21 protein-coding genes are annotated in these 25,343 nt (G+C 65.9%); all 21 read left to right on the top strand.

Features of this window, described 5'->3' with window-relative positions; genetic code table 11:
* Window positions 1-2 precede the first annotated feature (2 nt).
* The 21 genes from ASE11_RS10195 to ftsA all read left to right on the top strand — a co-directional run bounded on the left by ASE11_RS10195 (window position 3) and on the right by ftsA (window position 25,115).
* Window positions 3-977 carry a tyrosine recombinase XerC gene (locus ASE11_RS10195; RefSeq protein WP_056270068.1) on the top strand — a complete coding sequence of 325 codons (975 nt, stop codon included), beginning with the start codon at window positions 3-5 and terminating at the stop codon, window positions 975-977.
* Window positions 978-1,009: 32 nt separating this feature from the next.
* A complete protein-coding gene (locus ASE11_RS10190; RefSeq protein ID WP_056270066.1) occupies window positions 1,010-2,194 on the top strand; it encodes a class I SAM-dependent rRNA methyltransferase in 1,185 nt (394 codons plus the stop codon).
* 78 nt (window positions 2,195-2,272) lie between these two features.
* Window positions 2,273-3,349, top strand: coding sequence for a CobW family GTP-binding protein (locus ASE11_RS10185; RefSeq protein WP_056270706.1), 1,077 nt, complete (start codon window positions 2,273-2,275; stop codon window positions 3,347-3,349).
* 646 nt (window positions 3,350-3,995) lie between these two features.
* Window positions 3,996-4,769 (top strand): RNA polymerase-binding protein DksA, encoded by a 774-nt coding sequence (gene dksA / locus ASE11_RS27085; protein ID WP_414842445.1) that lies wholly within the window; start codon window positions 3,996-3,998, stop codon window positions 4,767-4,769.
* Window positions 4,770-4,819: 50 nt separating this feature from the next.
* A complete protein-coding gene (locus tag ASE11_RS10175; protein WP_056270063.1) occupies window positions 4,820-6,664 on the top strand; it encodes an STAS domain-containing protein in 1,845 nt (614 codons plus the stop codon).
* A gap of 86 nt (window positions 6,665-6,750) precedes the next feature.
* Window positions 6,751-7,299 carry an ATP-dependent protease subunit HslV gene (gene hslV / locus ASE11_RS10170; protein ID WP_056270700.1) on the top strand — a complete coding sequence of 183 codons (549 nt, stop codon included), beginning with the start codon at window positions 6,751-6,753 and terminating at the stop codon, window positions 7,297-7,299.
* A 7-nt stretch (window positions 7,300-7,306) separates the two neighbouring features.
* On the top strand, window positions 7,307-8,641 hold the full coding sequence (gene hslU / locus ASE11_RS10165) for an ATP-dependent protease ATPase subunit HslU (RefSeq protein WP_056270061.1): 1,335 nt from the start codon (window positions 7,307-7,309) through the stop codon (window positions 8,639-8,641).
* 313 nt (window positions 8,642-8,954) lie between these two features.
* Entirely contained in the window at window positions 8,955-9,380 is a 426-nt protein-coding gene (gene mraZ, locus ASE11_RS10160) for a division/cell wall cluster transcriptional repressor MraZ (protein ID WP_056270695.1), read from the top strand.
* Between the two features lie 5 nt (window positions 9,381-9,385).
* A complete protein-coding gene (gene rsmH, locus ASE11_RS10155) occupies window positions 9,386-10,312 on the top strand; it encodes a 16S rRNA (cytosine(1402)-N(4))-methyltransferase RsmH (RefSeq protein ID WP_056270058.1) in 927 nt (308 codons plus the stop codon).
* A complete protein-coding gene (gene ftsL / locus ASE11_RS10150) occupies window positions 10,309-10,602 on the top strand; it encodes a cell division protein FtsL (RefSeq protein WP_056270054.1) in 294 nt (97 codons plus the stop codon). The genes rsmH and ftsL overlap by 4 nt, the downstream gene beginning before the upstream one ends.
* A complete protein-coding gene (locus ASE11_RS10145; protein WP_056270051.1) occupies window positions 10,599-12,332 on the top strand; it encodes a peptidoglycan D,D-transpeptidase FtsI family protein in 1,734 nt (577 codons plus the stop codon). Before ftsL ends, ASE11_RS10145 begins: the two co-directional genes overlap by 4 nt.
* Complete coding sequence (locus ASE11_RS10140; RefSeq protein WP_056270047.1) at window positions 12,332-13,843, top strand: UDP-N-acetylmuramoyl-L-alanyl-D-glutamate--2,6-diaminopimelate ligase; 1,512 nt, start codon at window positions 12,332-12,334, stop codon at window positions 13,841-13,843. Before ASE11_RS10145 ends, ASE11_RS10140 begins: the two co-directional genes overlap by 1 nt.
* Window positions 13,840-15,258, top strand: coding sequence for a UDP-N-acetylmuramoyl-tripeptide--D-alanyl-D-alanine ligase (locus tag ASE11_RS10135; RefSeq protein WP_056270044.1), 1,419 nt, complete (start codon window positions 13,840-13,842; stop codon window positions 15,256-15,258). The genes ASE11_RS10140 and ASE11_RS10135 overlap by 4 nt, the downstream gene beginning before the upstream one ends.
* Window positions 15,248-16,426 (top strand): phospho-N-acetylmuramoyl-pentapeptide-transferase, encoded by a 1,179-nt coding sequence (gene mraY, locus ASE11_RS10130; RefSeq protein WP_056270042.1) that lies wholly within the window; start codon window positions 15,248-15,250, stop codon window positions 16,424-16,426. Before ASE11_RS10135 ends, mraY begins: the two co-directional genes overlap by 11 nt.
* 115 nt (window positions 16,427-16,541) lie before the next feature.
* Entirely contained in the window at window positions 16,542-18,308 is a 1,767-nt protein-coding gene (gene murD, locus ASE11_RS10125) for a UDP-N-acetylmuramoyl-L-alanine--D-glutamate ligase (protein ID WP_056270040.1), read from the top strand.
* A 71-nt stretch (window positions 18,309-18,379) separates the two neighbouring features.
* Window positions 18,380-19,624 (top strand): putative lipid II flippase FtsW, encoded by a 1,245-nt coding sequence (gene ftsW / locus ASE11_RS10120; RefSeq protein ID WP_414842444.1) that lies wholly within the window; start codon window positions 18,380-18,382, stop codon window positions 19,622-19,624.
* A complete protein-coding gene (gene murG, locus ASE11_RS10115; RefSeq protein WP_056270038.1) occupies window positions 19,621-20,694 on the top strand; it encodes an undecaprenyldiphospho-muramoylpentapeptide beta-N-acetylglucosaminyltransferase in 1,074 nt (357 codons plus the stop codon). Before ftsW ends, murG begins: the two co-directional genes overlap by 4 nt.
* Window positions 20,691-22,100: a UDP-N-acetylmuramate--L-alanine ligase gene (gene murC / locus ASE11_RS10110; RefSeq protein WP_056270034.1), complete on the top strand. Its 1,410-nt coding sequence runs from the start codon at window positions 20,691-20,693 to the stop codon at window positions 22,098-22,100. Before murG ends, murC begins: the two co-directional genes overlap by 4 nt.
* Window positions 22,097-23,062 carry a D-alanine--D-alanine ligase gene (locus ASE11_RS10105; protein WP_056270031.1) on the top strand — a complete coding sequence of 322 codons (966 nt, stop codon included), beginning with the start codon at window positions 22,097-22,099 and terminating at the stop codon, window positions 23,060-23,062. The genes murC and ASE11_RS10105 overlap by 4 nt, the downstream gene beginning before the upstream one ends.
* 15 nt (window positions 23,063-23,077) lie before the next feature.
* The gene (locus tag ASE11_RS10100) at window positions 23,078-23,872 is read left to right on the top strand and encodes a cell division protein FtsQ/DivIB (RefSeq protein WP_056270027.1); all 795 of its coding nucleotides are present in this window, start codon (window positions 23,078-23,080) and stop codon (window positions 23,870-23,872) included.
* Window positions 23,873-23,885: 13 nt separating this feature from the next.
* Complete coding sequence (gene ftsA / locus ASE11_RS10095; protein WP_056270025.1) at window positions 23,886-25,115, top strand: cell division protein FtsA; 1,230 nt, start codon at window positions 23,886-23,888, stop codon at window positions 25,113-25,115.
* Window positions 25,116-25,343 lie beyond the last annotated feature (228 nt).

The following is a 25,343-nucleotide window of genomic DNA, read 5'->3' as shown; positions in this document are numbered from 1 at the left end:
ACATGATCTTGCTGGCGCGAACCGCCTCCGAAACCCCGACGGGGGACGATGCCGCGCTGGTGCAGGCCTATCTGAACCACGTCAAGGTGGAGAAGCGCCTGGCCGAGCGCACGGTGGTGCTTTACTCGCAGGATCTGCAGCGGCTGTGCGCGCACGCCGCGGAGGCCCGGGTCTGCCTCAAGGACATTCAAAACACGCACATTCGCCGCTGGATCGCGCAAATGCACAGCGCCGGGCGCAGCGCGCGCGGCATCGCGCTCATCCTCTCCGGATGGCGCGGCTTCTATGTCTGGCTCGGCCGCCAGGGTCTGATCGGTCACAACCCCGTGCAGGACGTGCGCGCTCCCAAGGCCGGCAAGCCACTGCCCAAGGCGCTGGGCGTGGACGAGTCGGTACAGCTCGCCTCTCATGTGGAAGAGGCCGATCACCCCGCGCTGGAAGCGCGCGACGCCTGCATCACCGAACTGCTGTACGGCTGCGGCCTGCGCATCGGCGAGCTGGTGGGCCTGGACGTGACAGCCAGCGGCGAGGCCCGCGGCTGGATCGACGCGCAGGACGGCGAAGCGCACGTGCTGGGCAAGGGCTCGAAGCGGCGCAGCGTGCCGGTGGGCAAGGCCGCCTTGGCGGCGCTGGCACGCTGGCTCGAGCTCCGCGCCACCTGGGCGCGGGAAGATGCGGCCCTGTTCATCGGCTCGCGCGGCCAGCGCCTCACGCCACAGCACATCCGCGTGCGCCTCAAGCGCCGCTCGCGCCTGGCGGGTCTGGCCACGCCGGTGCATCCGCACATGCTGCGCCACTCGTTCGCCAGCCATGTGCTGCAGTCCAGTGGCGATCTGCGCGCCGTGCAGGAGTTACTGGGCCACGCCAGCATCAGCACGACGCAGGTCTACACACGGCTGGATTTCCAGCACCTGGCCAAGGTGTACGACGCGGCGCACCCGCGTGCGCACGCCAAGGGAAAACCACCCAAGGGCTGAGAAGCTTGGGGGCGGGGGCCGACAATACCGGCATGAAAACCATCCGCCTCAAGCCCGGCAAAGACCGTTCCCTCCTGCGTCGTCACCCCTGGGTGTTCGACGGCGCCATTGCCAAAGGTGGTGGCGATGCCGGCGAAACCGTGCGTGTGGAGAGCGCCGAGGGGCAGTTCCTCGCCTGGGGCGCTTTCTCGCCCGAATCACGCATCCGGGTGCGTGCCTGGAGCTTCGACGAAACCCAGCGCATCGACGCCGACTTCCTGCGCGCCACCCTCGCACGGGCCATTGCATTGCGCACGAGACTGGGCATCGAGAGCGATGGCGTGCGGCTCGTGCACGGCGAGTCCGACGGCGTGCCCGGTCTCATCGTGGATCGTTATGGTGACACGCTGGTGGCCCAGTTCACCGCCTGCGGTGTGGAGCGCCACAAGGCGGTGATCGCCGATGCGCTGATCGAACTCACCGGATGTCCGCGCCTGTACGAGCGCTCCGACACCAGCAGCCGCAAGCTCGAAGGCCTGCCCGAAGCCACCGGCTGGCTGCGCGGTACCGGCCCCACCGCGCTGGTTGTGCGCGAACACGGCTGGCAACTCGGACTGGACATCGCCCAAGGCCACAAGACCGGCTTCTATCTGGACCAGCGCGACAGCCGGCTGGCCTGCAGCCAGTACGCCAGGCGCCTGCAGTTCAAACAGGTGCTCAACTGCTACAGCTACACCGGCGGATTTACTGTGGCCGCGCTGGCGGGCGGGGCGGGGCACGTCACCTCCATCGATTCGTCGGCGCCCGCCTTGCAGCAGGCCGCCGCCAACGTGGCGCTCAACGGCTTCGACGCGTCACGCGCCAGCTTCATGGACGCCGACGTGAACGCCTCGCTGCGCCAGTTCGTGGCCGAAGGACGCCAGTTCGACGCCATCGTGCTCGACCCGCCCAAACTCGCCCCCACCGTGGCGCACGCCGAGCGCGCCGCCCGTGCCTACAAGGACATCAACCGCCTGGCCTTCAAACTGCTCACACCCGGCGGCGTGCTGTTCACCTTTTCCTGCTCGGGCGGCATCGGGGTGGAGCTGTTCCACAAGATCGTGGCTTCTGCCGGGCTCGATGCCGGTGTGGATGGTGCAATCCTGCAGCGCCTGGGTGGCGCCAGCGACCATCCCATGACGGTGAACTTCCCCGAGGGCGAGTACCTCAAGGGTCTGATCGTCATGAAAAAGCAGTAGGGTGTGCATGTCTTGGAGGGCTCGCATACACTTGCGCGCTTCTTCCGTTTGCCCACCTCCGACACCGTCGCGCCCGCCATGTCCCTCATCCCCGCCACCATCCTCACCGGTTTCCTTGGCTCTGGCAAAACCACGCTGCTCAAGCGCGTGCTCAGCGAGGCCCATGGCCAGAAGATTGCGGTGATCGAAAACGAGTTCGGTGAGGAGAACATCGACAACGAGATCCTGGTGGCCGACACCACCGAAAACATCATCCAGATGAGCAATGGCTGCATCTGCTGCACCATCCGTGACGACCTGCGCGCCACGCTGCACGACCTGGCGGAGAAGAAGCGCAAAGGCGAGCTGGATTTTGATCGTGTGGTGATCGAGACCACCGGCCTGGCCGACCCCGGCCCGGTGGCGCAAACCTTCTTCATGGACGACGAGGTGGCCGAGCAGTACCTGCTGGACTCCATCCTCACGCTGGTGGACGCCAAGCACGCGGCCGAGCAACTCAATGACCGCCAGGAAGCGCGCCGCCAGGTGGGCTTTGCCGACCAGATATTCATCAGCAAGGCCGACCTCGTGAGCGCCGAAGACCTCGACGCGCTGACGCACCGCCTCAAGCACATGAACCCGCGCGCCCCCATGCGCCCGGTGCATTTCGGCGAGGTAGCGCTCAAGGAGGTGTTCGACCTGCGGGGCTTCAACCTCAACGCCAAGCTCGACATCGACCCCGATTTCCTCAAGACCGACGAGCACGATCATGGTCACGAAGACCACGACCATGCGCATGGCGAGCATTGCGATCATCCGTCTCACCAACACGATCACGATCATGGCCACGAAGGGCCGGGTCACCACCATCACCATGACGACGATGTGAAGAGCTTCGTCTACCGCGCCACCCGTCCGTTCAACCCCGCCAAGCTGGAAGACTTCCTGGGCGCCATCGTGCAGGTGTATGGCCCGCGCATGCTGCGCTACAAGGGCGTGCTCGATCTGGAGGGCACAGACCGCAAGGTGATTTTCCAGGGTGTGCACCAACTGATGGGCAGCGATCTCGGCCCACCGTGGGCCGAAGGCGAGCAGCGCACCAGCAAGATGGTGTTCATCGGCATCGATCTGCCGCGCGACATCCTGGTGCAGGGCCTGGACCAGAGCCTGGTCTGACGCCGGCGCAACCGTGCTGTTTGTCTCGCTTCTCCAACGCCTGGGTTTCCCCTCCCGACCGGATTCCGGGAGCGCCGCCGCCATCTCGTTACAATCGCGCCCCATGCCGGTGGCCCGGCGGTCTTCCACAACTGGTGTTCGCCCACGGCTGAATCCCGGTCCCGGTAAGGGTATAACCACGCATCCGTCGGCCACGCCGACACAGGTTGATGCGGCCCAACCCCGCACACCGCACCCGGATCTAGCACCGTCAGGCACTGAGAGGAGACCCGTTGTGAAAGCCCCGGCTACCAAGTCAGCGAAATCAGCCAAGCCCGCCGCTTCGGGCACGAAGGGGCGTACGTCGGCGGCCAAGGCCGTGGTGTCTGCGGCGCGCAAACCCGCAGCCAAGAGCGCCGGGAAGCCGGCTGCCAAGGTGGCGGCGAAAGCGGTGCCGAAGGCGTCCTCCAAGCCCGTTGTGAAAACAGCGGCCAAGCTGCCTGCGAAGGCCACCTCCAAACCAGTGGCCAAGGCAGCTGTTTCATCGAAAGTACCCGCGCCGTCCAAGAAAACCGCTTCGCCCCCCGCGAAAGCCGCATCCAAGCCAGTGGGCAAGCCCGCTGTTGCGAGCAAGCCCACGCCTTCCCGCACACCCGCGGTCAAGCCCATTCCGGCGAGTACCGCCAAATCCAAGGCACAGCCCGCCGCCAAGGCGGCTGTCCCCACCGTGACTTCTTCTGCTCCCCGGGCGGCGTCCGCCGCTCCTGTCTCCAAAGCTGCCAGCGCCAAGCGTGCCCCGGCGTCTGCCCCTGTGGTTGTTGAGCCCACACCTCGCCCATTGGGCAAGCGGGCCGCGAAAAAAGTCATGATGGAGCAGATGACCCAGGCTGCGGTGGTGCCGACCCACGCACCCGATGCCGCCAAGGCGACTTTTTCTCATATGAACGAACGTGCCGTCATGACCCCTCCCGTCCCCTCATCCATCCAGAAGGACCCCAAGCGGGCCAACAACTGGAAAACCCTGCCTGCCGATCAATTGACCGATCAGGATGTACAGGCCATGCCCGACAGCGAATACATGAGCGACCTGCAGCTGGCCTATTTCCGCCGCAAGCTGTCGCAGCTCAAGGCCGACATGCTGGCCAATGCGGGCGAGACCACAGAGCACCTGCGTGAAGACACCGTGGTGGTGCCCGATCCAGCTGACCGTGCCACCATCGAAGAAGAGCACGCCCTGGAGTTGCGCACCCGCGACCGCGAGCGCAAGCTGCTCAAGAAGATCGAGCAGGCGATCGTGCGCATCGACTCCGGTGACTACGGTTATTGCGAAGAGACCGGTGAGCCCATCGGTGTTGGTCGCCTGATGGCCCGCCCGACTGCCAGCCTTTCCCTTGAAGCCCAGCAGCGGCGCGAGCTCAAGCAGAAAATGTTCGGAGATTGAGCGTCTTCCACCGAGCCCGATCCCGATTCATTTCCGGCAACTCCTGACCCATGTCCAAGGACGATTCCAACGGCGGCTTCCTCTCCAAGGTGGTGAAGTTCGTGCGCCATCCGACCACGAGCTGGGCCGATCTGGACACCCGTCAGGCCGATCGCGAAAGTGAATACAGCAAGGCCGCGCTCAAGGAGATGATCGAGCGCAAGCGGCGCAACGACTTTGTGCGCAAGCGCGAGTTCGATATGTTGCGCAAGATTCGCAGCCGCGAGGGCACGAGCCCCGAAGGTCCCGGCATGCGACCTTCTTTTTTCCAGAGCAGCCTGCCCTCCAAGCCGGACGATCGTGCCGAAACGCTGAAGAAGATCGACGAAATCGAAGCCCAGATGTCGATGCAGTGGTGGAAGACGAAGGGCCCGGATTCCTTGGTCAGCACCGGGTCCAGTCTCAATACCGGTGCCCACAGCACCGGCGGCACGCCGCTCAAGAACAAGGAAGACACGCCGGTTGTGGGCGCTGCGCCCGATGCCGTGGCCCGACAACGCAAGGCGCAGTACGACGAGACCGAGCCTGCCCCGCTGCCTGTTGCGGCGAACGTACCCGCCTCTCTGGCGGCGATCGATCCGCTGGACACACGCAATCCGGCCGCCAATGCGCGAGACATGGTCGAGTTCGGCAAGACCACCCCCGCCAGCCCGACGCGCACCGGCTTGATGGCGCCAACACAGCCCAGCGAACTCTCCAGTTCGAATTCTCGCGGGGGTGGTTTCTCCGCGTCCCATTTCTATTCGCTCGACGTCCAGGAAATCGTGCAGGATCCGGATGTCGAAGAAGCCGCGATCCGGTTTGCCAACGGCGACGACGCTGGCGCCGAGCAAGGGCTCAGGGACGTGTTGGGTGAAGGCGGTTCGAAAGTCGACCAGATCGACGACTGGCTCGCCCTGTTCGATCTGTACCGGGCCACGGGTCAGCTGGCTCCCTTCGAGAGCCGCGCGGTCGACTTTGCCAACCGCTTCAACCGGTCCGCCCCTCAGTGGTACGACATGCCCGAAACGGTGTCTTCCATGACTGGCAAGACCTTCACACCCACAGCCAGCAACAACCGGGCGGTCTGGGTCAGCGAGGCCGAACTCGACGCCCATGCGGTGGGCACCTTGCAAAACGTGTTGCTGCGCGCCAAACAACCCTGGGTGATCGACTGGACGCCGATGGAGTCCATGGACCTCAAGGCAGCACGTGCCCTGCTCGGTATCTTCACGCTCTGGGGTGATCAAGACGTCGAACTGCGATTTCTGGGTTCGGCCGTGTTCCGCGATCTGCTCAAGCACTTCACCCCATCGGGTCGTCGGGATGTCGAGCAGCTCTGGTGGGAACTGCGCATGGCCGTGCTTCGGGTCATGAACCGGCCGGACGAATTCGAGCTGACAGCGCTGGATTTTTGCGTGACCTACGAAGTGTCACCACCGGGTTGGGAACGTCCGCGCTGCCACGTCACGTCCATTGCGGCCGATCGACCCGAAGACGCAGGACAGTCCGTCCTGAGCGAAGCCGTGCTGGAGTCGGTGCCTTCTGCTTATCCCGGCGAATCGGTGTTGGAAGGTCAACCATCCGAGTTCAACCAGCTCGGCCTGGTGGAGCTCTCGGGTGAGATCCGTGGCGACCCACAAGCCACCCTGGACATGCTTGAGCGCCGCCTGATGGGCGCCGATGTGTTGATCATTTCCTGTCGCAACCTGATTCGGGTGGACTTTTCTGCTGCGGGCACTTTGCTCAACTGGGTGTCTCAGCACCACGCTGAACGCCGGCTGGTGCAGTTCGTGGATGCCCACCGTCTGGTGTCGGCATTTTTTCACGTGATCGGCATCACCGAATACGCCAAGGTCGTGGTCCGCAACGACTGATCCGCGCTGCGCGGGTCCTACACGTTGTTTCAAACAACGATGCCGGGTGCTGTTGCATGGCTCCCGATCAACCCCAACTGAATGCCATGGAATCATTTCACGGAACCACCATCATCTGTGTGCGCCGCCAGACATCCTCTGGTGTGCAGGTCGCCATCGGTGGGGACGGGCAGGTCACGCTGGGCAACATCATTGTCAAGGGCACGGCACGCAAGGTGCGCAAGCTGCACCACGACAAGGTGCTGGCCGGTTTTGCCGGCGCAACGGCAGATGCCTTCACGCTGTTCGAGCGTTTCGAAGCCAAGCTGGAGAAGCACCAGGGCCATTTGGTGCGCGCGGCCATCGAGCTCACGCGCGACTGGCGTACCGACCGTGTGCTGCGTCGCCTGGAGGCCATGCTCGCCGTGGCCGACCACAGTGCCTCGTTGATCATCACCGGCAACGGTGATGTGCTGGAGCCCGAGCACGGCATTGTGGCCATCGGGTCGGGTGGCGCCTATGCGCAGGCCGCGGCCAAGGCCCTCCTTGACCACACCGATCTCAGTGCCGAAGAGGTGGTGCGCAAGTCGCTGGGGATTGCCGGCGAGTTGTGCATTTACACGAACATGAACCACACGATCGAAACGTTGGACTGAGCCTCACATGTCTTCCATGACTCCCCAGGAAATCGTTTCCGAACTCGACCGTTTCATCATTGGTCAGAAGGGTGCCAAGCGTGCGGTGGCCATTGCATTGCGCAACCGCTGGCGGCGCCAGCAGGTCGACGAAAAACTGCGGCCCGAGATCACGCCCAAGAACATCCTGATGATCGGCCCCACTGGCGTGGGCAAGACCGAGATCGCGCGCCGCCTTGCCCGCCTGGCCGATGCGCCCTTCATCAAGGTCGAGGCCACCAAGTTCACCGAAGTGGGCTATGTGGGCAAGGATGTGGACAGCATCATCCGCGACCTCGCCGAGATCGCGATCAAACAGACGCGCGAGGTCGAAATGCGCAAGCAGCGCGTGCGTGCCGAGGACGCTGCCGAAGACCGCATCCTCGACATCCTGATCCCACCGGCCCGCAGCGCAGAGCCGGTGACCAACGTGGTGCCGCTGCCCGAGAGCACGGCCCGGCAGAACTTCCGCAAGAAGCTGCGCGAAGGCGACTTGAACGATCGCGAAATCGAGATCGATTTGCTGGAGCCGCGCCCGACCATGGAGATCATGGGTCCGGCCGGTATGGAGGACATGGCCGAGCAACTGCGCGGCATGTTCAGCCAGATCGGTGCCGGCAAACGCCAGACCCGCAAACTCAGGATCGCCGAGGCCATGAGGCTGCTGATTGACGAAGAGGCGGGCAAGCTGGTCAACGAAGACGAGATCAAGACGCGTGCGCTGCACAACGCGGAGCAAAACGGCATCGTGTTCATTGACGAGATCGACAAGGTGACCTCGCGCAACGACTCCGGCAGCGCCGAGGTGTCGCGTCAGGGCGTGCAGCGCGACCTGCTGCCCCTGGTGGAAGGCACGACGGTGACCACCAAATACGGTGTGATCAAGACCGACCACATCCTCTTCATCGCCAGCGGCGCTTTCCACCTGAGCAAGCCGAGCGATCTGATTCCCGAACTGCAGGGCCGCTTTCCCATCCGCGTCGAGCTGCAGTCGCTCTCGGTTGACGACTTCGAGGCCATCCTCATCCAGACCCATGCTTCGCTGGTGCGTCAGTACCAGGCGTTGCTGGCCACCGAAGGCGTCACGCTCGAGTTCTCACCCGACGGCATCCGTCAGCTGGCGCAGATCGCCTGCGACGTGAACGAGCGCACCGAGAACATCGGCGCGCGCCGCTTGGCCACGGTGATGGAGCACCTGCTCGACGAAGTGAGCTTTGATGCCACCAAGTTGCAGGGGCAGACCATCACCATCGATGCGGCCTATGTGAATGGGCGCCTGGCCGCACTCAGCCGCAACGAAGACCTCTCGCGCTACATCCTCTGACCGTCGCGGGCCGCTCGCCGGCCCGTTGGCGCCGACGGCCACCGACGCATGCCGTTGGTCGGCCCATGCCGATCCCCACGCCCGTCTCGACGACCCCGGACGCGGCAGGGTTTTGAAGCTTCACATGCAAAGCCGGTTGTAAGTGCTTGCTTTTAATGCATTTTTGGCTCGCCATGAGCTTAAAAATCGATCCTAAGTGGTTGATTTCATTGGAAAAAATTTGTCTCCGCTGAGTTGCACGCCTTGGTTTTCCTGATAAAGTGGAAAAAAGTGCATTTAAGTGGTGAAAAGTGTTTTCCAAGGATTGATCGCGGTGTTTCAGGGTGCTTCTTCTCTCAGTCTCGATGCCAAGGGTCGGCTCTCGGTGCCCACCCGGCACCGTGACGTCCTGAGCGCGGGTGCGAGCCAGCTCACCATCACCAAACACCCCCACGGCTGCCTGATGATTTTCCCGCGCACCGCGTGGGAGCAGTTCCGCGATCGCATCGCCTCGCTGCCCATGCAGGCGCAGTGGTGGAAGCGCATCTTCCTCGGCAATGCCATGGACGTGGAGATGGATGGCACCGGTCGCGTGCTGGTCTCGCCCGAGCTGCGCGCGGCGGCCGGCATCAGCAAGGACGTGGTGCTGCTCGGCATGGGCGCCTATTTCGAGTTGTGGGATGCGCAGGTCTACGCCGCCCAGGAAGCCGAAGCCATGAAGGCCGACATGCCCGATGTCTTCAAGGACTTCTCTTTCTAAGGGTGATGGTGCAAGGCACATGGATTCACCACACCGTCCTGTTGAACGAAGCCGTGCAAGCACTGGCGATCAACCCGGACGGTCACTACGTCGACGCCACCTTCGGACGCGGCGGCCACTCCCGATTGATTCTCGAGCAGCTGTCCCGTCAAGGGCGGCTGACCGTCTTCGACAAGGATCCCCAAGCCGTGGCGGCTGCGCAGGCGCTGGCTGCCAGCGATGTGCGCCTGGACATCCGCCACGAGGGTTTTTCGCACCTGGGCGAACTGGGGGCGGCCAGCGTGGACGGTGTGCTCATGGACCTCGGCGTGAGTTCGCCGCAGATCGACGACCCCGAGAGGGGTTTTTCTTTTCGCCACGATGGTCCTCTGGACATGCGCATGGACACCACGCGCGGCCAGAGCGTGGCTCAGTGGCTGGAAACAGCCGATGTTTCAACCCTGTCGGAGGTCATCCGTGAATATGGCGAAGAACGGTTTGCTCAACCGATTGCAAAGGCGATTGATCGTCGCCGACAGGAACGGGGCCCTTTTCGAACCACCCGCGAGTTGGCCGAAGTCGTGGCTGGCGCGGTCAAAACCCGCGAGCCGGGCAAGGACCCTGCAACGCGCACATTTCAGGCTTTTCGGATTTTCATCAACGCCGAGCTTGAAGAGCTGCAACAAGCGCTAGAGGCCAGCCTGCACGTCTTGCGTCCCGGAGGACATCTGGTGGTGATCAGCTTCCACTCGCTCGAAGACCGCATGGTCAAGCAGTTCATGGCGCGCCATTCGCGCGCCGTGGTGGACCGCCGCGTGCCGTTTGCCGAACCCGCGCCCATGGCGCTGCGCGGTCTCAAGCGTGTGATGCCGTCGGACGAGGAGGTGAAGGCCAATGCCCGTTCGCGCAGCGCAGTGATGCGCGTGGCTGAAAGAACCGAGGCCGCAGCATGATCAGGCTGAACCTCGTGCTGCTGCTGGCCGTGGTGGCCAGCGCCTTTTACCTGGTGCACACCCAGTACGAGTCGCGCCGTCTGTACGCCGCGCTCGACAAGGCGCAGGCGCAGTCGCGCAAGCTCGATGCCGAGCACGAGCAACTGCAGGTGCAAAAGCGCGCTCAGGCCACGCCGGCGCGGGTGCAGCAGCTCGCCACGCGCCAGCTGCAGATGCGCCCGGTCACGCCGGGGATCACGCAGTACGTGACGGTGTTCGAGCCCGCAGCACCTGCGGAGGTCGCGAAATGAGCCGCAGCATCAACTACAGCGCCAGCCCGCTGCTGGCCAGCAAGACGCCGGTGTGGCGCAGCAAGTTCATCGTCGCCGCGCTGGCGGTGGCGTTCGCAGGCCTTGGCGGCCGTGCGGCGTATGTGCAGGTGTTTGGCAACGACTTTTTCCAGCGCCAGGGCGAGGTCCGCTTTGCCCGCACGCTGGAGCTGCCGGCCAACCGGGGCCGCGTGCTCGATCGCAACGGTTTGATCCTCGCCTCCAGCGTGGTCGCGCAAAGCATCTGGGCCATCCCTGAAGATGTGGACCGCGCCGATCCCAAGCTGCGCCAGCTGGCCAAGCTGCTGGAGATGCCTTTGGCCGAGCTGCGCAAGCGCCTGCTGGTGGACGACAAGACCTTCGTGTGGGTCAAGCGCCAGGTGGACGAGCCGGTGGCCAAGGAGATCGCCGCGCTGGGCATCAAGGGCGTCTACCAGCGCCGTGAGTACAAGCGCCAATACCCCGAGGGTGAAGCGGCCGCGCACGTGGTTGGCTTCACCAACGTGGAAGACCGGGGCCAGGAGGGCGTGGAGCTGGCGTTCAACCAGCAACTCTCGGGCAAGAACGGTTCGCGCCGCGTCATCAAGGACCGCCTGGGTCGCGTGGTCGAAGACGTGCGCGCCGTGGTGCCGCCGGTGGACGGCCCCGACCTGCAGCTCTCGATCGACAGCAAGGTGCAGTACTTCGCGTACCAGAAGCTCAAGGAAGCGGTGCTGACCCACAAGGCGCGCGCGGGCAGCGTGGTGGTGCTCGACACCCAGACTGGCGAGGTACTCGCCCTGGCCAACTACCCCAGCTACAACCCCAACCGGCGCACGAACCTCAGCGGCGAGCAGTTGCGCAACCGCGTGCTCACCGACAGCTTCGAGCCCGGTTCGACCATGAAGCCGTTCATCACCGCACTCGCGCTGGACAAGGGGCTGGTCAAGCCCACCACGCCGATCAACACGGCACCCGGCCGCATCACGATCGGCGGCTCCACCATCAGCGATTCGCATCCCAACGATGTGCTGACCGTGTCCCAGATCATCCAGAAGTCGAGCAACGTGGGCACGGTCAAGCTGGCGATGCAGATGAGCCCGCGCGAAATGTGGGAGACCTACGCCCAGGCCGGCTTCGGCCAGAAGCCCCAGGTGCCATTTCCCGGTGCCGTGACCGGCCGCCTGCGCCCCTACAAGTCCTGGCGTCCGATCGAGCAGGCCACCATGAGCTACGGCTACGGCCTCTCGGCCTCCTTGTTCCAGCTGGCACAGGCCTACACCATCTTCGCGCGCGACGGCGAGCTGATACCGGTGACGCTGCAGAAGGCCGAGGAGCCGGTGGGTGGTGTGCGCGTGTTCAGCGAGAAGAACGCGGTGGCCGTGCGCGCCATGCTGCAGCTTGCGGCGGGCCCGGGCGGCACCGGCTCGCGTGCGCAGACCATGGGCTACTCGGTGGGCGGCAAGTCGGGCACCGCGCGCAAACAGGAAGGCAAGGGCTACGCCGACAAGAAGTACCGCAGCTTCTTCGTGGGACTGGCGCCGGTGGAGGCCCCGCGCATTGTGGTGGCCGTGATGGTCGACGAACCCACCAACGGTCAGTACTACGGTGGTCTGGTGGCAGCGCCCGTGTTCAGCGAAACGGTGCAGCAGACCTTGCGCATCCTCGGCGTGCAGCCGGACATGAGCGTGAAGCCGCAGATCGTCACCGAAGTGGTCGAGGAGTCGTTTTGATGAAGACGCTGGACCAGCCCCAGGACGTCGCTGCATGGTTGCGCGCGACCGTGACTGGCGCGCTGCACTGCGACAGCCGGCGTTTGCAGCCGGGTGATGGTTTCGTCGCCTGGCCCGGTGCGGCCACCGACGGGCGTCGCTTCGTGCACAGCGCCCTGGCGTCTGGCGCCGTGGCGGCTGTGGTCGAGCGGGATGGTATCGAGGCTTTTGCGCTGGAGGATGAACGTGTGCTGGCTGTGCGTGGCCTCAAAGCGCAGGCCGGCGCCATTGCCAGCGGGTTTTGCGATCACCCGAGCGCCGCGCTCGACGTGCTGGCCATCACCGGCACCAACGGCAAGACCTCGTGCGCCTGGTGGGTCGCGCAGCTGCTCTCGGTCTGCGCGCGGCCCTGCGCCGTGGTCGGTACCCTGGGCATGGGTCAGCCGGGCTCGGCCTTAGTGCCCACAGGTCTCACCACGCCCGACCCGGTGATGCTGCAGCAGCAGTTGCGCCAGTATGTGGACGAAGGTGTGAAGGCCTGTGCGATTGAAGCCTCGTCCATCGGCCTGATCGAAGGACGCCTGAACGCCACCCAGGTGCGCGTGGCCGTGTTCACCAATTTCACCCAGGACCACCTCGACTTCCACGGCAGCATGGACGCCTACTGGGAGGCCAAGGCGGCGCTGTTCGACTGGCCTGGTCTGGGTGCAGCGGTGGTCAACACCGATGATGGCCGGGGTGGGCAACTGGCGGCTCGCGCGAACGGACGCGGGCTGGACCTGTGGACCGTGGGCATCGATTCAACGGCCCGGCTGAACGCCGTAGACATCACCTTCACCCGCGCCGGCATGTCCTTCGGCGTGGTTGAGCGGGACCTGCAGGGTGTCGAAGTGGAGCGCCACACCTTGCAAGTGCCTTTGGTGGGCCGCTACAACGTGTCCAACCTGCTGTGCGTGATCGCGGCAGCCCGCAGCGTGGGCATCTCGCTGCAGCAAGCCGTGAAGGCCTGCGGAGCGCTCACACCGGTGCCCGGGCGCATGGAGCAGGCCGAGGCCGCCGCCATCGATCAGCCGCTGGTGCTGGTGGACTACGCGCACACGCCCGATGCGCTGGAAAAAGCATTGCAAGCCGTCCAGCCCCTGGCGGCCCAACGGGGCGGTGCACTGTGGGTGGTGGTGGGCTGCGGTGGCGACCGCGATGCCGGCAAGCGCCCGCTCATGGCCGCCGTGGCCGAGCGCGAAGCCGTCCACGCCGTGCTCACCAGTGACAACCCGCGCAGCGAAGACCCGATCCGCATCCTGGGCCAGATGGTCGCGGGCCTCTCCCACGCCGGCGCTGCCCTGGTCGAGCCCGACCGTGCCGCGGCCATCGCCACGGCGGTGGCGCGCGCCCAGGCATCCGACGTGGTGCTGATCGCCGGCAAAGGCCACGAGGATTATCAGGACGTGATGGGGGTGAAGACGCCCTTTTCCGACCTCGTTCAGGCACGCCAGGCGCTGGCCCGGCGCGCAGCGCAGGGAGCACACGCATGAAGACGCTCGGCCAGTTGCTTCCTCAGCTCACCGGTGCCCGAGTGGTGGGCCAGCCCGACGTGACGTTCACCCGCGTGCACACCGACACGCGCAGCCTGCAGCCGGGCGACCTGTTCGTCGCGCTCAAGGGTGAGCGTTTCGATGCGCACGACTTCCTGCCGCAGGCGGCAGCGCAGGGCGCCGTGGCTGCCATCGCGCACAGTGGCCTGGCTCAGGCGGGCCTGCCCGGTGTGGAAGTGCCCGACACGCGCCGCGCCCTCGGCGAGCTCGCCCGGTTGTGGCGCAGCCAGTTCCATCTGCCGCTGATCGCCGTGACCGGCAGCAACGGCAAGACCACCGTGACGCAGATGATCGCGTTCATCCTGCGTGCGGCGGTGGGCGATGCTGCTCACGCCACGCAGGGCAATTTCAACAACGACATCGGTGTGCCGCTCACGCTGCTGCGCCTGTGCGCGGCGCACAAGCTCTCGGTGGTGGAGTTGGGCATGAACCATCCCGGTGAAATCGCCGAACTGGCCGCCATTGCGCTGCCCACGGTGGCCCTGGTGAACAACGCACAGCGCGAGCACCAGGAATTCATGGCCACGGTGGAAGCCGTGGCGCTTGAAAACGGTCAGGTCATCCAGTCGCTGGCGAGCGAAGGCGTGGCCGTGTTCCCGTCCGACGACACGTACACACCGTTGTGGCGTGGTCTCGCCGCGGGCCGCCGCGTGATGACCTTCAGCGACACCGACCCCGCTGCCGATGTGATGGCGCTCAAGACCGAATGGCAGGACGGCGCCTGGACGCTGTGTTTCACCTCGCCCGCGGGCAAGGGCACGGTGCATCTGAAGATTGCCGGCCGGCACAACGTGCGCAACGCCCTGGCGGCCACCGCCTGCGCGCTGGCAGCGGGTGTGACGCTGGACGCTGTGGTGCGCGGACTCGACGCCTTCGAGCCGGTGGGCGGACGCTCGCGCGCTCTGGCGCTGCATCTGGACGGCCGCACCCTCACCTTGATCGACGACACCTACAACGCGAACCCGGACTCGGTGCGCGCGGCCATCGACGTGCTGGCCGAACTGCCCGCGCCGCGCCTGCTGGTGCTGGGTGACATGGGGGAGGTGGGTGAGCAAGGCCTCGCGTTCCACGAAGAGGTGCTGCGCCACGCGCGCCAACGCGGCATCGAGGCGGTGCACGTGGCCGGTGACTGGATGGGCCAGGCAGCCAAGGTGTGGCCCGCCGTCACGCACTGGAACGAAGTGCCCGCCATGGCCGGTGCGGTGTGCGCCGCCGTGAGCGACGACCGCCCTGTGTACCAGAGCGTGCTGGTCAAGGGTTCGCGCTTCATGCGCACCGAGCGCGTGGTGCAGGCCTTGCTGGCGCTCGATCCCACACAACACAACAACAAGAAGGACAACGCCCATGCTGCCTAGCCTGGCCCTGTGGCTGCAAAGCCTGTCGCCCGATTTCGGCTTCCTGCGGGTGTTTCAGTACCTCACGTTCCGTGCGGTCATGGCCGCCATGACCGCACTGCTGGTCGGCCTGGGCGCGGGCCCTTTCTTCATCCGTCGCCTCGCCGCGCTCAAGATCGGCCAGCCGATCCGCGAGTACGCGATGCAGACCCACATCAGCAAGGGCGGCACCCCGACCATGGGCGGGGTGCTGATCCTGTTCTCCATCGCGTTGTCCACCATCCTCTGGTTCGATCTGTCCAACCGTTTCGTGTGGATCGTGTTGCTGGTCACGCTGGGCTTTGGCGCCATCGGCTGGGTCGACGACTGGCGCAAGGTGGTGCACAAGGACCCCGAAGGCATGCGATCGCGCGAGAAGTACATGTGGCAGTCCATCATCGGTCTGGTCGCCGCGTTCTACCTGGTGTTCAGCGTGTCGGAGACCAGCAACCTGCGTGTGCTGCAGCTGTTCTTTGCCTGGGTGTCTTCCGGCTTCACGCTCGACCTGCCGCCGCAGGCCGGTCTGCTCGTGCCCTTCTTCAAAGAGATCAGTTACCCGCTGGGCGTGTTCGGCTTCGTGGTCATGACGTACCTCGTCATCGTCGGATCGAGCAACGCGGTGAACCTCACCGACGGGCTTGACGGCCTGGCCATCATGCCGGTGGTGATGGTGGGCTCGGCCCTGGGCGTGTTCGCCTACGTCACCGGCAACGTGGTGTTCGCGAAATACCTGCTGCTGCCGCACATCCCGGGCGCGGGCGAGCTGTTGATCTTCTGCGCGGCCATGGCCGGTGCGGGTCTGGCCTTCCTGTGGTTCAACACCCACCCGGCCCAGGTGTTCATGGGTGACGTGGGCGCGCTCGCGCTCGGTGGCGCGCTGGGCACCATCGCCGTCATCGTGCGGCAGGAAATCGTGCTGGCCATCATGGGTGGCATCTTCGTGGTGGAAGCGCTCTCGGTGATGCTGCAGGTGGCCTGGTTCAAGTACACCAAGCGCCGCTACGGCACCGGCCGCCGGCTGTTCCAGATGGCGCCGCTGCACCACCACTTCGAGAAAAAGGGCTGGAAGGAAACGCAGGTCGTGGTGCGCTTCTGGATCATCACCATGCTGTTGTGCCTGGTGGGTCTTTCCACGCTGAAACTGAGATGAAACACCCCCCGCGCCGCTTCGCGTCTCCCCCCTCTCTCGCCTGCGGCGGGAGGGGGGCGGCATCTCGGGCCGGCAAAGCCGGACCCTGGATGCCCCTGAATGAGGGCACTCGAGTATGAAGGGGCAGGCTGTTCTTATCCTCGGCCTGGGCGCCTCCGGCCTGGCCATGGCGCGCTGGTGCGTGCGCCAGGGTGCGCACGTGACCGTGGCCGACACACGCGAACAGCCGCCGCAGCTGGCCGCTCTGCGCACCGATTGCCCGGGGGCCACCTTCGTGAGTGGCGCCTTCGACGATTCGCTCCTGACGCGCCAGGACTGGACCCTGATCGCGCGCAGCCCAGGCCTGGCGCCGGCCGCGCTGCAGCAGGTGTTTGGCTGGGCGCAGACGCACAACGTGGCGGTGCTCGGCGAACTGGGCCTGTTTGCCCGCGCCTTGAAGACCCTCGCCGAACGCGAGCGCCTGCCCTACAAGCCCAAGGTGCTCGCCATCACCGGCACCAACGGCAAGACCACCGTGACCTCGCTCACCACCTTGCTGCTGCAGCGCGCTGGCGTGCACGTGGCCGTGGCCGGCAACATCGGTCCTGCCTTGATGGACGTGCTGTCCGCCGCACTCGATGCCGAGGCCGTGGCCCAGCAAGCCGACGACGAGCGCGCTGCCGCCGAGGTCTTGGTCGAGGCACCGGTGGTGGTGGCTCCGCCAGTTGACACAGAGACCGAGACGGTCGACGAAATCGAACCCGTTGAAGACCAAGCACCCATGCCTGCTGCCGAAGCCGACGAAGAAGGCCCGGTCATGCTCGTGCCGCCCCCCATCGAGCCACCCCAGCCGGCGCACCTGCCCCGTGTCTGGGTGCTGGAGCTCTCCAGCTTCCAGCTCGACGATACGGCCGGAACCGACTGGGACCGAGTGCCCACCGCCGCCAGTGTGCTCAACATCACCGAAGACCACCTGGACTGGCACGGCAGCATGGCCGCCTACACGCAGGCCAAGGCCGCCGTGTTCGGCACCCAGGCCCTCATGCTGCTCAACCGCGACGATCCGCATGTCATGGCGTTGCAGCCCGGGCTGGTGACGGTGAAGGTGGGCAACCGCAACCGCCAGCAGAGCGCGCGGCCCTGGACCAGCTTCGGGCTGGACGCGCCCAAGCGCGCCGGCGACTGGGGCATTGAATCGCTCAACGGCATGGCCTGGCTTGTGCGTGCCCTGGCGCTGGACGAAACGCGCAAGCGTGGCCGCACCACGGACGAAGATGAAGAGGTGTATTTCCAGCGATTGATGCCGGTCGACGCGCTGCGCATCCGCGGCCGCCACAACGCGGCCAACGCACTCGCCGCGCTCGCCCTGGCCACGTCCACCGGTGCCGCCCTCGGCCCCATGCTGCACGGCCTGCGCGAGTACCGGGGTGAACCGCACCGCGTCGAACCCGTGGCCATCATCGACGAGGTCGAGTACTTCGACGACAGCAAGGGCACCAACGTGGGCGCCACGCTGGCGGCGGTGAACGGTCTGGGCGCCGAGCGCCGGCTGGTTGTCATCCTGGGTGGCGACGGCAAGGGGCAGGACTTCGCGCCGCTGGCCGATCCGCTGGCGCGTCATGCGCGCGCCGTGGTCTACATCGGCCGCGATGCCGCGCGCATCCGCGCAGCGGTGGGCGATGCGCTGGACGAAGCCCATGTGCCTCAGCTCGACGCCACCACGCTGCCAGAGGCCGTCACGGTCGCCGCGCAACAGGCCCGCTCAGGCGACGCCGTGCTGATGTCACCCGCCTGCGCCAGCCTGGACATGTTCGACAACTATGAGCACCGCGCACGCGTGTTTGTGGACGCCGTCGCGGCCCTGGCGGCGGAGCAGGGCATGAGCCTGGAGGGTGGCCTGTGAAAAAGAGAACCGTGCCCACCCTGACCTGGTCGCAGCGTCTGCGCGAAGGACTGGCCGCGCTCAATCCGCGCTTGTTGGGTCGCGACCTGGCGGGCGCGCTCGCGGGCGGCTCGTCGCGCGACGGCCTGCCGGTGCGCTTGTCCAACCGCACCTACGCCGGCACGCGCAACGTGGCCGTGCGCGAGCTCGGCTTCGACCAGCCTCTGCTGTGGGTGGTGGTGGCCTTGCTCGCCTGGGGTCTGGTGATGGTGTATTCGGCCTCGATCGCGCTGCCCGACAACCCGCGCTTTGCCAACTACGCCCACACCCATTTCGTGCTGCGCCACGCAATCTCGATGGCCATCGGGCTGGTGGCCGGCGTGGTGGCGTTCCAGTTCCCCTTGCGCAGCTGGGAAAAGATGGCGCCCTTCCTGTTTGCCATCGCGCTGGTGTTGCTGGCGCTGGTGTTGCTGCCCTTCATTGGCAAGGGTGTGAATGGCGCCCGGCGCTGGATCTCGCTGGGCATCATGAACTTCCAGCCCTCCGAGCTGGCCAAGCTGGCCGTGCTGATCTACGCCGCCGACTACATGGTGCGCAAGATGGACGTGAAGCAGCGCTTCTTCCAGGCCGTGGCGCCGATGGCCGTGGCCGTGGCCGTGGTCGGCATGCTGCTGCTGGCGGAGCCCGACATGGGTGCCTTCATGGTGATCGTGGTGATCGCCATGGGCATCCTGTTCCTGGGGGGCGTGAACGCGCGCATGTTCTTCCTCATGGCGCTGGTGGTCGTGGGCGCGTTCGCGCTCATGGTCATGACCAGCGAGTTCCGACGCCAGCGTGTGTTTGCCTACCTCGACCCCTGGAGCGTGGAGCACGCGCTGGGCAAGGGCTACCAGCTCTCGCACTCCTTGATCGCGTTCGGGCGCGGCGAGATCTTTGGCGTGGGTTTGGGCGGCAGCGTGGAAAAGCTACATTGGCTGCCCGAGGCCCACACCGACTTCCTGCTGGCGGTGATCGGAGAGGAGTTCGGCCTGCTCGGCGTGGTGGTGTTGATTGCCCTGTTCCTGTGGCTCACGCGCCGCATCATGCACATCGGTCGCCAGGCCATCGCGCTTGACCAGGTGTTTGCCGGCCTGGTGGCGCAGGGCGTGGGTCTGTGGATGGGCTTCCAGGCGTTCATCAACATCGGGGTGAACCTGGGAGCGCTGCCCACCAAGGGCCTCACGCTGCCGTTGATGAGCTATGGTGGCTCAGCCATCTTGCTCAATCTGGTTGCGATTGCCCTTGTTCTCAGGGTCGACTACGAGAACCGCCAGATGATGAAGGGGGGCCGGTCATGACCCCCTGCGCGTTGATCATGGCTGGCGGTACTGGCGGTCACATCTTCCCCGGCCTGGCCGTGGCCGAAGCCCTGCGCGAGCGTGGCTGGCGTGTTCACTGGCTGGGCGCACCGGCCAGCATGGAAAGCCGGCTGGTGCCCCCGCGCGGCTTTGCGCTGGAGACCATCGATTTCGGTGGTGTGCGCGGCAAGGGTCTGGTCACGATGGCCCTGCTGCCACTGCGCCTGTTGCGCGCCTTCTGGCAAGCGCTGCAAGTGGTGCGCCGCGTGAAGCCCGATGTGGTCGTGGGCCTGGGTGGCTACATCAGTTTCCCGGGCGGCATGATGGGCGTGCTGGCCGGCAAACCGCTGGTGCTGCACGAACAGAACTCGGTGGCCGGCATGGCCAACAAGGTGCTGGCCGGGGTGGCCGACCGCGTGTTCACCGCCTTCCCGAACGTGTTCAAGAAAGCCCAGTGGGTGGGCAACCCGCTGCGCGCGCCGTTCCTGCATCAGCCTCCACCTGCCGACCGCTTCACCGGCCGCAGCGGTCCGCTGCGCCTGCTGGTGGTGGGTGGCAGCCTGGGCGCCAGGGCGCTCAACGACGTGGTGCCGCAGGCGCTGGCGCTGATCCCCGAGCCGCAACGCCCCACCGTGGTCCACCAGAGCGGTGAGAAGCAGATCGACGCCCTGCGCGCCAACTACATCGCCGCCGGCGTGCACGCCGAACTCACCCCCTTCATCGACAACACGGCCCAGGCCTTCGCGGATGCCGATCTCATTGTTTGCCGCAGTGGCGCCAGCACCGTGACCGAGATCGCCGCCGTGGGCGCCGCAGCGCTGTTCGTTCCGTTCCCGTCGGCGGTGGACGACCACCAGACCACCAATGCGCGCTTCCTCGTGGACGCGGGAGCGGCCTGGCTGGTGCCACAAACCGAACTCAGCCCCCAGCAACTCGCGCTCCGGTTGCAAAGCGTGCAGCGCGAACAACTGGTGGCGATGGCCGAGAAGGCCAAACAGATGCAGAAAACAGAAGCCGTGGCGGCCGTGGTGTCCGCCTGCGAGCAACTCGCGAAAGTCCAGACAACATGAAACACGCCATTCGACACATCCACTTCGTCGGCATCGGCGGCGCCGGCATGAACGGCATTGCCGAGGTGCTGCTGAACCAGGGTTACCGCATCTCCGGCAGCGACCTGGGTGAGAGCACGGTCACGCGTCGGCTGGTGGCCCTGGGTGCCGAGGTGTTCATCGGCCACGACGCTGCGAACATCGAAGGGGCTGATGCCATCGTCACGTCCACCGCAGTGAAAGAAGACAACCCCGAGGTGGTGGCCGCCCACGCCAAGCTGGTGCCGGTGGTGCCGCGCGCCGTGATGCTGGCCGAGCTCATGCGCATGAAGAAGGGCGTGGCGATTGCCGGCACGCACGGCAAGACCACCACCACCAGCCTGGTGGCCAGCGTGTTGGCCGCCGCCGAACTGGACCCGACCTACGTGATCGGTGGTCGACTGAACAGCGCGGGCGTCAATGCCGCGCTGGGCTCGGGCGAGTACATCGTGGTCGAGGCCGACGAGTCCGACGCCTCTTTCCTCAACCTGCTGCCGGTGCTCTCGGTCGTCACCAACATCGACGCCGACCACATGGATACCTACGGCCACGACTTCGGCAAGCTCAAGGCCGCGTTCGTCGAGTTCCTGCACAAGATGCCGTTCTACGGCGCGGCCGTGGTCTGTGTCGACGACGCGGCGATTCGCGAGATCCTGCCGCTGATCGCCCGGCCCATCACCAGCTACGGCTTTTCCGAAGACGCGCAGGTGCGCGCCATCAACGTGCGCGCGGTGGGCACGCAGATGCACTTCACCGTGCAGCGGCGCAACGGCGTGGAGTTGCCCGATCTGGACATCGTGCTCAACCTGCCGGGCGAGCACAACGTGCTCAACTCGCTGGCCGCCATCGGCATCGCGGTGGAGCTCGGTGTGGACGACGCCGCCGTGCTCAAGGCGCTGGCCGATTTCAAGGGCGTGGGCCGGCGCTTCCAGCGCTACGGCGAAGCCGCGCTGCCTCAAGGCGGTCACTGCACGGTGGTGGACGACTACGGCCACCACCCGGTGGAGATGGCCGCCACCTTGGCGGCGGCGCGCGGTGCTTATCCCGGTCGCCGCCTGGTGCTGGCCTTCCAGCCGCACCGCTACACCCGCACGCGCGACTGCTTTGAAGACTTCGTGAAGGTGATCAACCACGCCGACGCGGTGCTGCTGGCCGAGGTCTACGCCGCGGGCGAGAGCCCGATCGTGGCGGCTGATGGCCGTTCGCTGGCGCGCGCGCTGCGCGTGGCCGGCAAGCTGGAACCGGTCTTCGTGGACGACATCAACGCCATGCCCCAGGCGGTGCTGGACAACGCGCAGGACGGTGACGTGATCCTGTGCATGGGCGCGGGCACGGTGGGCGCGGTGGCCGGTCGCGTGATGGAACTGGCGGATGGAGCCGCAGCATGAACACAAAGGACAACACGGTGATCGATGTGAAGGCGCTGGGCAAGGTGGCGGTCTTGATGGGCGGGCGCTCGGCCGAACGCGAGGTCTCGCTGATGTCGGGCACCGGCGTGCTGGCCGCTCTGAAGTCCAAGGGCGTTGACGCCCACGCCTTCGACCCGGCCGAGCGCAACATGGACGAACTCCAGCGCGAAGGTTTCAGCCGTTGCTTCATTGCGCTGCATGGCCGCTTCGGCGAAGACGGCACGGTGCAGGGCGCGCTGGAATTGCTGGGCATCCCCTACACCGGACCCGGCGTGATGGCATCAAGCGTGGCGATGGACAAGCTCATGACCAAGCGCATCTGGCTGGCCGAGGGCCTGGCCACGCCGGCCTGGCGCCAGGTGCACAGCGTCGAGCAAACCGTGGCGGCCTACCGCGCACTGGGCTCACCCATGATCGTCAAGCCCGTGCGCGAGGGTTCGACCATCGGCCTGACCAAGGTCACCAGCGAAGCGCAATGCGCCGCCGCTTACGAGCTGGCCGCGAAGCAGGACCCGCTGGTCATGTGCGAGCAGTTCATCGACGGGGATGAAGTCACCTGCCCGGTGCTGGGCACGGGCGACACCGCGCAGGCCTTGCCGGTGATCCGCATCGTTGCCCCCGAAGGCAACTACGACTACCAGAACAAGTACTTCACCGACGACACCAAGTACCTCGTGCCCTGCGGTCTGCCCGACGGGGAGGAGGCGGTGATCCAGGCGCTGGTGCTGCAAGCTTTCCGCACGCTGGACTGCCGCGGTTGGGCGCGCGCCGACGTGATGATCGACGCGACCACGCGCAAGCCGTACCTGCTGGAGATCAACACCTCGCCCGGCATGACCGGTCATTCGCTGGTGCCGATGTCGGCCCGCGCCACCGGCATGTCGTACGAAGACCTGTGCGTGGCTGTGCTGGCCACCGCAGCCCTGGACAATCCGGCCTGATCACCGCACCACCCCATGGCCACCACACCCATGCCCCTGGACGTCAAGCTCATGACCGCGCTCACGCAAGCGCTGGTCGTGCTGTTTGCCGTGCTGTGCCTGGGCGCTTTAGGCACCTGGCTGGTGCGCCACCCGGTGTGGACGGTGAAGGCCATCACGGTGCAGGGTGACGTGGCACACCAGAACGCGGTGAGCTTTCGCGCCCAACTGGCCACGCAAATGAAGACGCGCCTCTCAAGCAGCTTCCTCACGGTCGACCTGCAGCAGGTGCGCGAGCTCTTCGAAGCCGTGCCCTGGGTGCGCCAGGCCGTGGTGCAGCGGGAGTTTCCCAACCGCCTGCGCGTGACGCTGCAGGAGCACCAGGCCGTGGCCTGGTGGGGCGAGTCGGGCTCGGGCCGGCTGGTCAGCGCGCTCGGTGAAGTGTTTGAAGCCAGCCCGGACGACAGCGACAACTTGCCCGAACTCGCCGGCCCCGCCGAACAGTCGGCCCAGGTGTGGGCGCTGTACCAGCGGCTGCAAGCCGAACTCGCACCACTTGAACTCGGGCTCGACCGCCTGGAACTCACCGAGCGCGGTGGCTGGCGCGCACGGCTGGACAACGGTGCGCAGGTGGAGCTGGGCCGGGGAACGCCGGACGAACTTCTGGCGCGCACGCGCCGCTTCAGCGCCACGCTGTCCCAGCTCACCGAGCGCTACGCCGGTGCGCTGCAGTCGGTCGATCTGCGCTACCCCAACGGTTACGCCCTGCGCCTGCGCGGCGTGACCACCGTCACCGATATCGCCCCCAACGCAACGCAACCCACACGGTAATCAAGAAGCAATCATGGCCAAGGAATACAAGGATTTGGTGGTCGGACTCGACATCGGAACCGCCAAGATCATGGTGGTGGTCGCCGAGGTCCAGCCCAACGGCGAACTCAAGCTCGCGGGCCTGGGCGTGGCTGCCAGCCACGGTTTGAAACGTGGCGTGGTGGTCAACATCGACGCCACCGTGCAAAGCATCCAGCAGGCCTTGAAAGAGGCCGAGCTGATGGCCGACTGCCGCATCGCGCGTGTCTACACCGGCATCACCGGCAGCCACATCCGCGGCATCAACTCCAGCGGCATGGTGGCGATCAAGGACCGTGAAGTCACCGCCACCGACGTGGCGCGCGTGATCGAGACCGCCAAGGCGATCAACATCTCCACCGACCAGCGCCTGCTGCTGGTGGAGCCGCAGGAGTTCGTGATCGACGGGCAGGAGGTGAAGGAGCCGATTGGCATGAGCGGCATCCGTCTGGAAGCCAAGGTCCACATCGTCACCGGCGCGCAAAGCGCGGCGGAAAACATCATCAAGTGCGTGCGCCGCTGTGGCCTGGAAGTGGACCAGCTCATGCTCAACCCGCTGGCTTCCAGCCAGGCTGTGCTGACCGACGACGAAAAGGAACTCGGCGTGGCGTTGGTCGACATCGGTGCCGGCACCACCGACGTGGCGATCTTCTCGGGCGGTGCGATCCGCCACACCGCGGTGATTCCGATCGCGGGCGACCTGATCACCAGCGACATCGCCATGGCACTGCGCACGCCCACGAAAGACGCCGAAGACATCAAGGTGGAAAGCGGCTGTGCGAAGCAGCTGTTGGCCGACCCGGACACGCAGGTGGAAGTGCCCGGTCTGGGCGACCGCGCCCCGCGCATGCTCAGCCGCCAGGCGCTGGCCGGCGTGATCGAGCCGCGCGTGGAAGAGATCTTTTCGCTGGTGCAGCAGGTGCTGCGCGATTCGGGCCACGAGGAAATGTTGTCATCGGGCATCGTGCTCACCGGCGGCAGCGCCGTCATGCCCGGCATGGTCGAACTCGGTGAAGACATCTTTCTGAAGCCCGTGCGTCGCGGCATCCCGAACTACGCGAGCGCACTGTCCGACATGGTGGCGCAGACCCGCGCGGCCACGGTGATGGGCCTGCTCGAAGAAGCGCGCCTGGCGCGCGTTCGCGGGCACAAGGTGTCGCAAAAAGCGGGTTCCGTGCAAGGCGCGCTCGAACGCATGAAAAACTGGTTTGTGGGGACCTTTTAATGAAACACCCCCGCCACGCTGCGCGTGACCCCCTGAAGGGGGCGGCACCTGAGGCCCGGCAAAGCCGGTTCCTCGGTGCCTCTGGACTGGACCCTGGCGTTCGAAGGCGACGACGAGGACGGTGTGCCGAACACACCGGACCGCCTGGATAACCCCGACCTCGACCCGAATCCGAAACGTCTTTTTTGAATCACAAGCGCCCATCAAACGGCACACAAGGAGCACACC

Source organism: Hydrogenophaga sp. Root209, from assembly GCF_001428625.1.
Classification (GTDB): Bacteria; Pseudomonadota; Gammaproteobacteria; order Burkholderiales; family Burkholderiaceae_C; genus Hydrogenophaga.
The sequence above is the reverse complement of the archived record's forward strand: the minus strand, read 5'-3'. Positions and strand labels throughout refer to the sequence as shown.

Coding starts and splice junctions, on each gene's coding strand:
- ASE11_RS10185 (WP_056270706.1), top strand. CDS start 2,273: ATGTCCCTCATCCCCGCCACCATCCTCACCGGTTTCCTTGGCTCTGGC.
- ASE11_RS10145 (WP_056270051.1), top strand. CDS start 10,599: ATGAGCCGCAGCATCAACTACAGCGCCAGCCCGCTGCTGGCCAGCAAG.
- ASE11_RS10175 (WP_056270063.1), top strand. CDS start 4,820: ATGTCCAAGGACGATTCCAACGGCGGCTTCCTCTCCAAGGTGGTGAAG.
- rsmH (WP_056270058.1), top strand. CDS start 9,386: ATGGTGCAAGGCACATGGATTCACCACACCGTCCTGTTGAACGAAGCC.
- ftsL (WP_056270054.1), top strand. CDS start 10,309: ATGATCAGGCTGAACCTCGTGCTGCTGCTGGCCGTGGTGGCCAGCGCC.
- ASE11_RS10195 (WP_056270068.1), top strand. CDS start 3: ATGATCTTGCTGGCGCGAACCGCCTCCGAAACCCCGACGGGGGACGAT.
- ASE11_RS10190 (WP_056270066.1), top strand. CDS start 1,010: ATGAAAACCATCCGCCTCAAGCCCGGCAAAGACCGTTCCCTCCTGCGT.
- ASE11_RS10140 (WP_056270047.1), top strand. CDS start 12,332: ATGAAGACGCTGGACCAGCCCCAGGACGTCGCTGCATGGTTGCGCGCG.
- murC (WP_056270034.1), top strand. CDS start 20,691: ATGAAACACGCCATTCGACACATCCACTTCGTCGGCATCGGCGGCGCC.
- ASE11_RS10135 (WP_056270044.1), top strand. CDS start 13,840: ATGAAGACGCTCGGCCAGTTGCTTCCTCAGCTCACCGGTGCCCGAGTG.
- ASE11_RS10100 (WP_056270027.1), top strand. CDS start 23,078: ATGGCCACCACACCCATGCCCCTGGACGTCAAGCTCATGACCGCGCTC.
- ASE11_RS10105 (WP_056270031.1), top strand. CDS start 22,097: ATGAACACAAAGGACAACACGGTGATCGATGTGAAGGCGCTGGGCAAG.
- ftsA (WP_056270025.1), top strand. CDS start 23,886: ATGGCCAAGGAATACAAGGATTTGGTGGTCGGACTCGACATCGGAACC.
- mraY (WP_056270042.1), top strand. CDS start 15,248: ATGCTGCCTAGCCTGGCCCTGTGGCTGCAAAGCCTGTCGCCCGATTTC.
- murG (WP_056270038.1), top strand. CDS start 19,621: ATGACCCCCTGCGCGTTGATCATGGCTGGCGGTACTGGCGGTCACATC.
- murD (WP_056270040.1), top strand. CDS start 16,542: ATGAAGGGGCAGGCTGTTCTTATCCTCGGCCTGGGCGCCTCCGGCCTG.
- hslU (WP_056270061.1), top strand. CDS start 7,307: ATGTCTTCCATGACTCCCCAGGAAATCGTTTCCGAACTCGACCGTTTC.
- hslV (WP_056270700.1), top strand. CDS start 6,751: ATGGAATCATTTCACGGAACCACCATCATCTGTGTGCGCCGCCAGACA.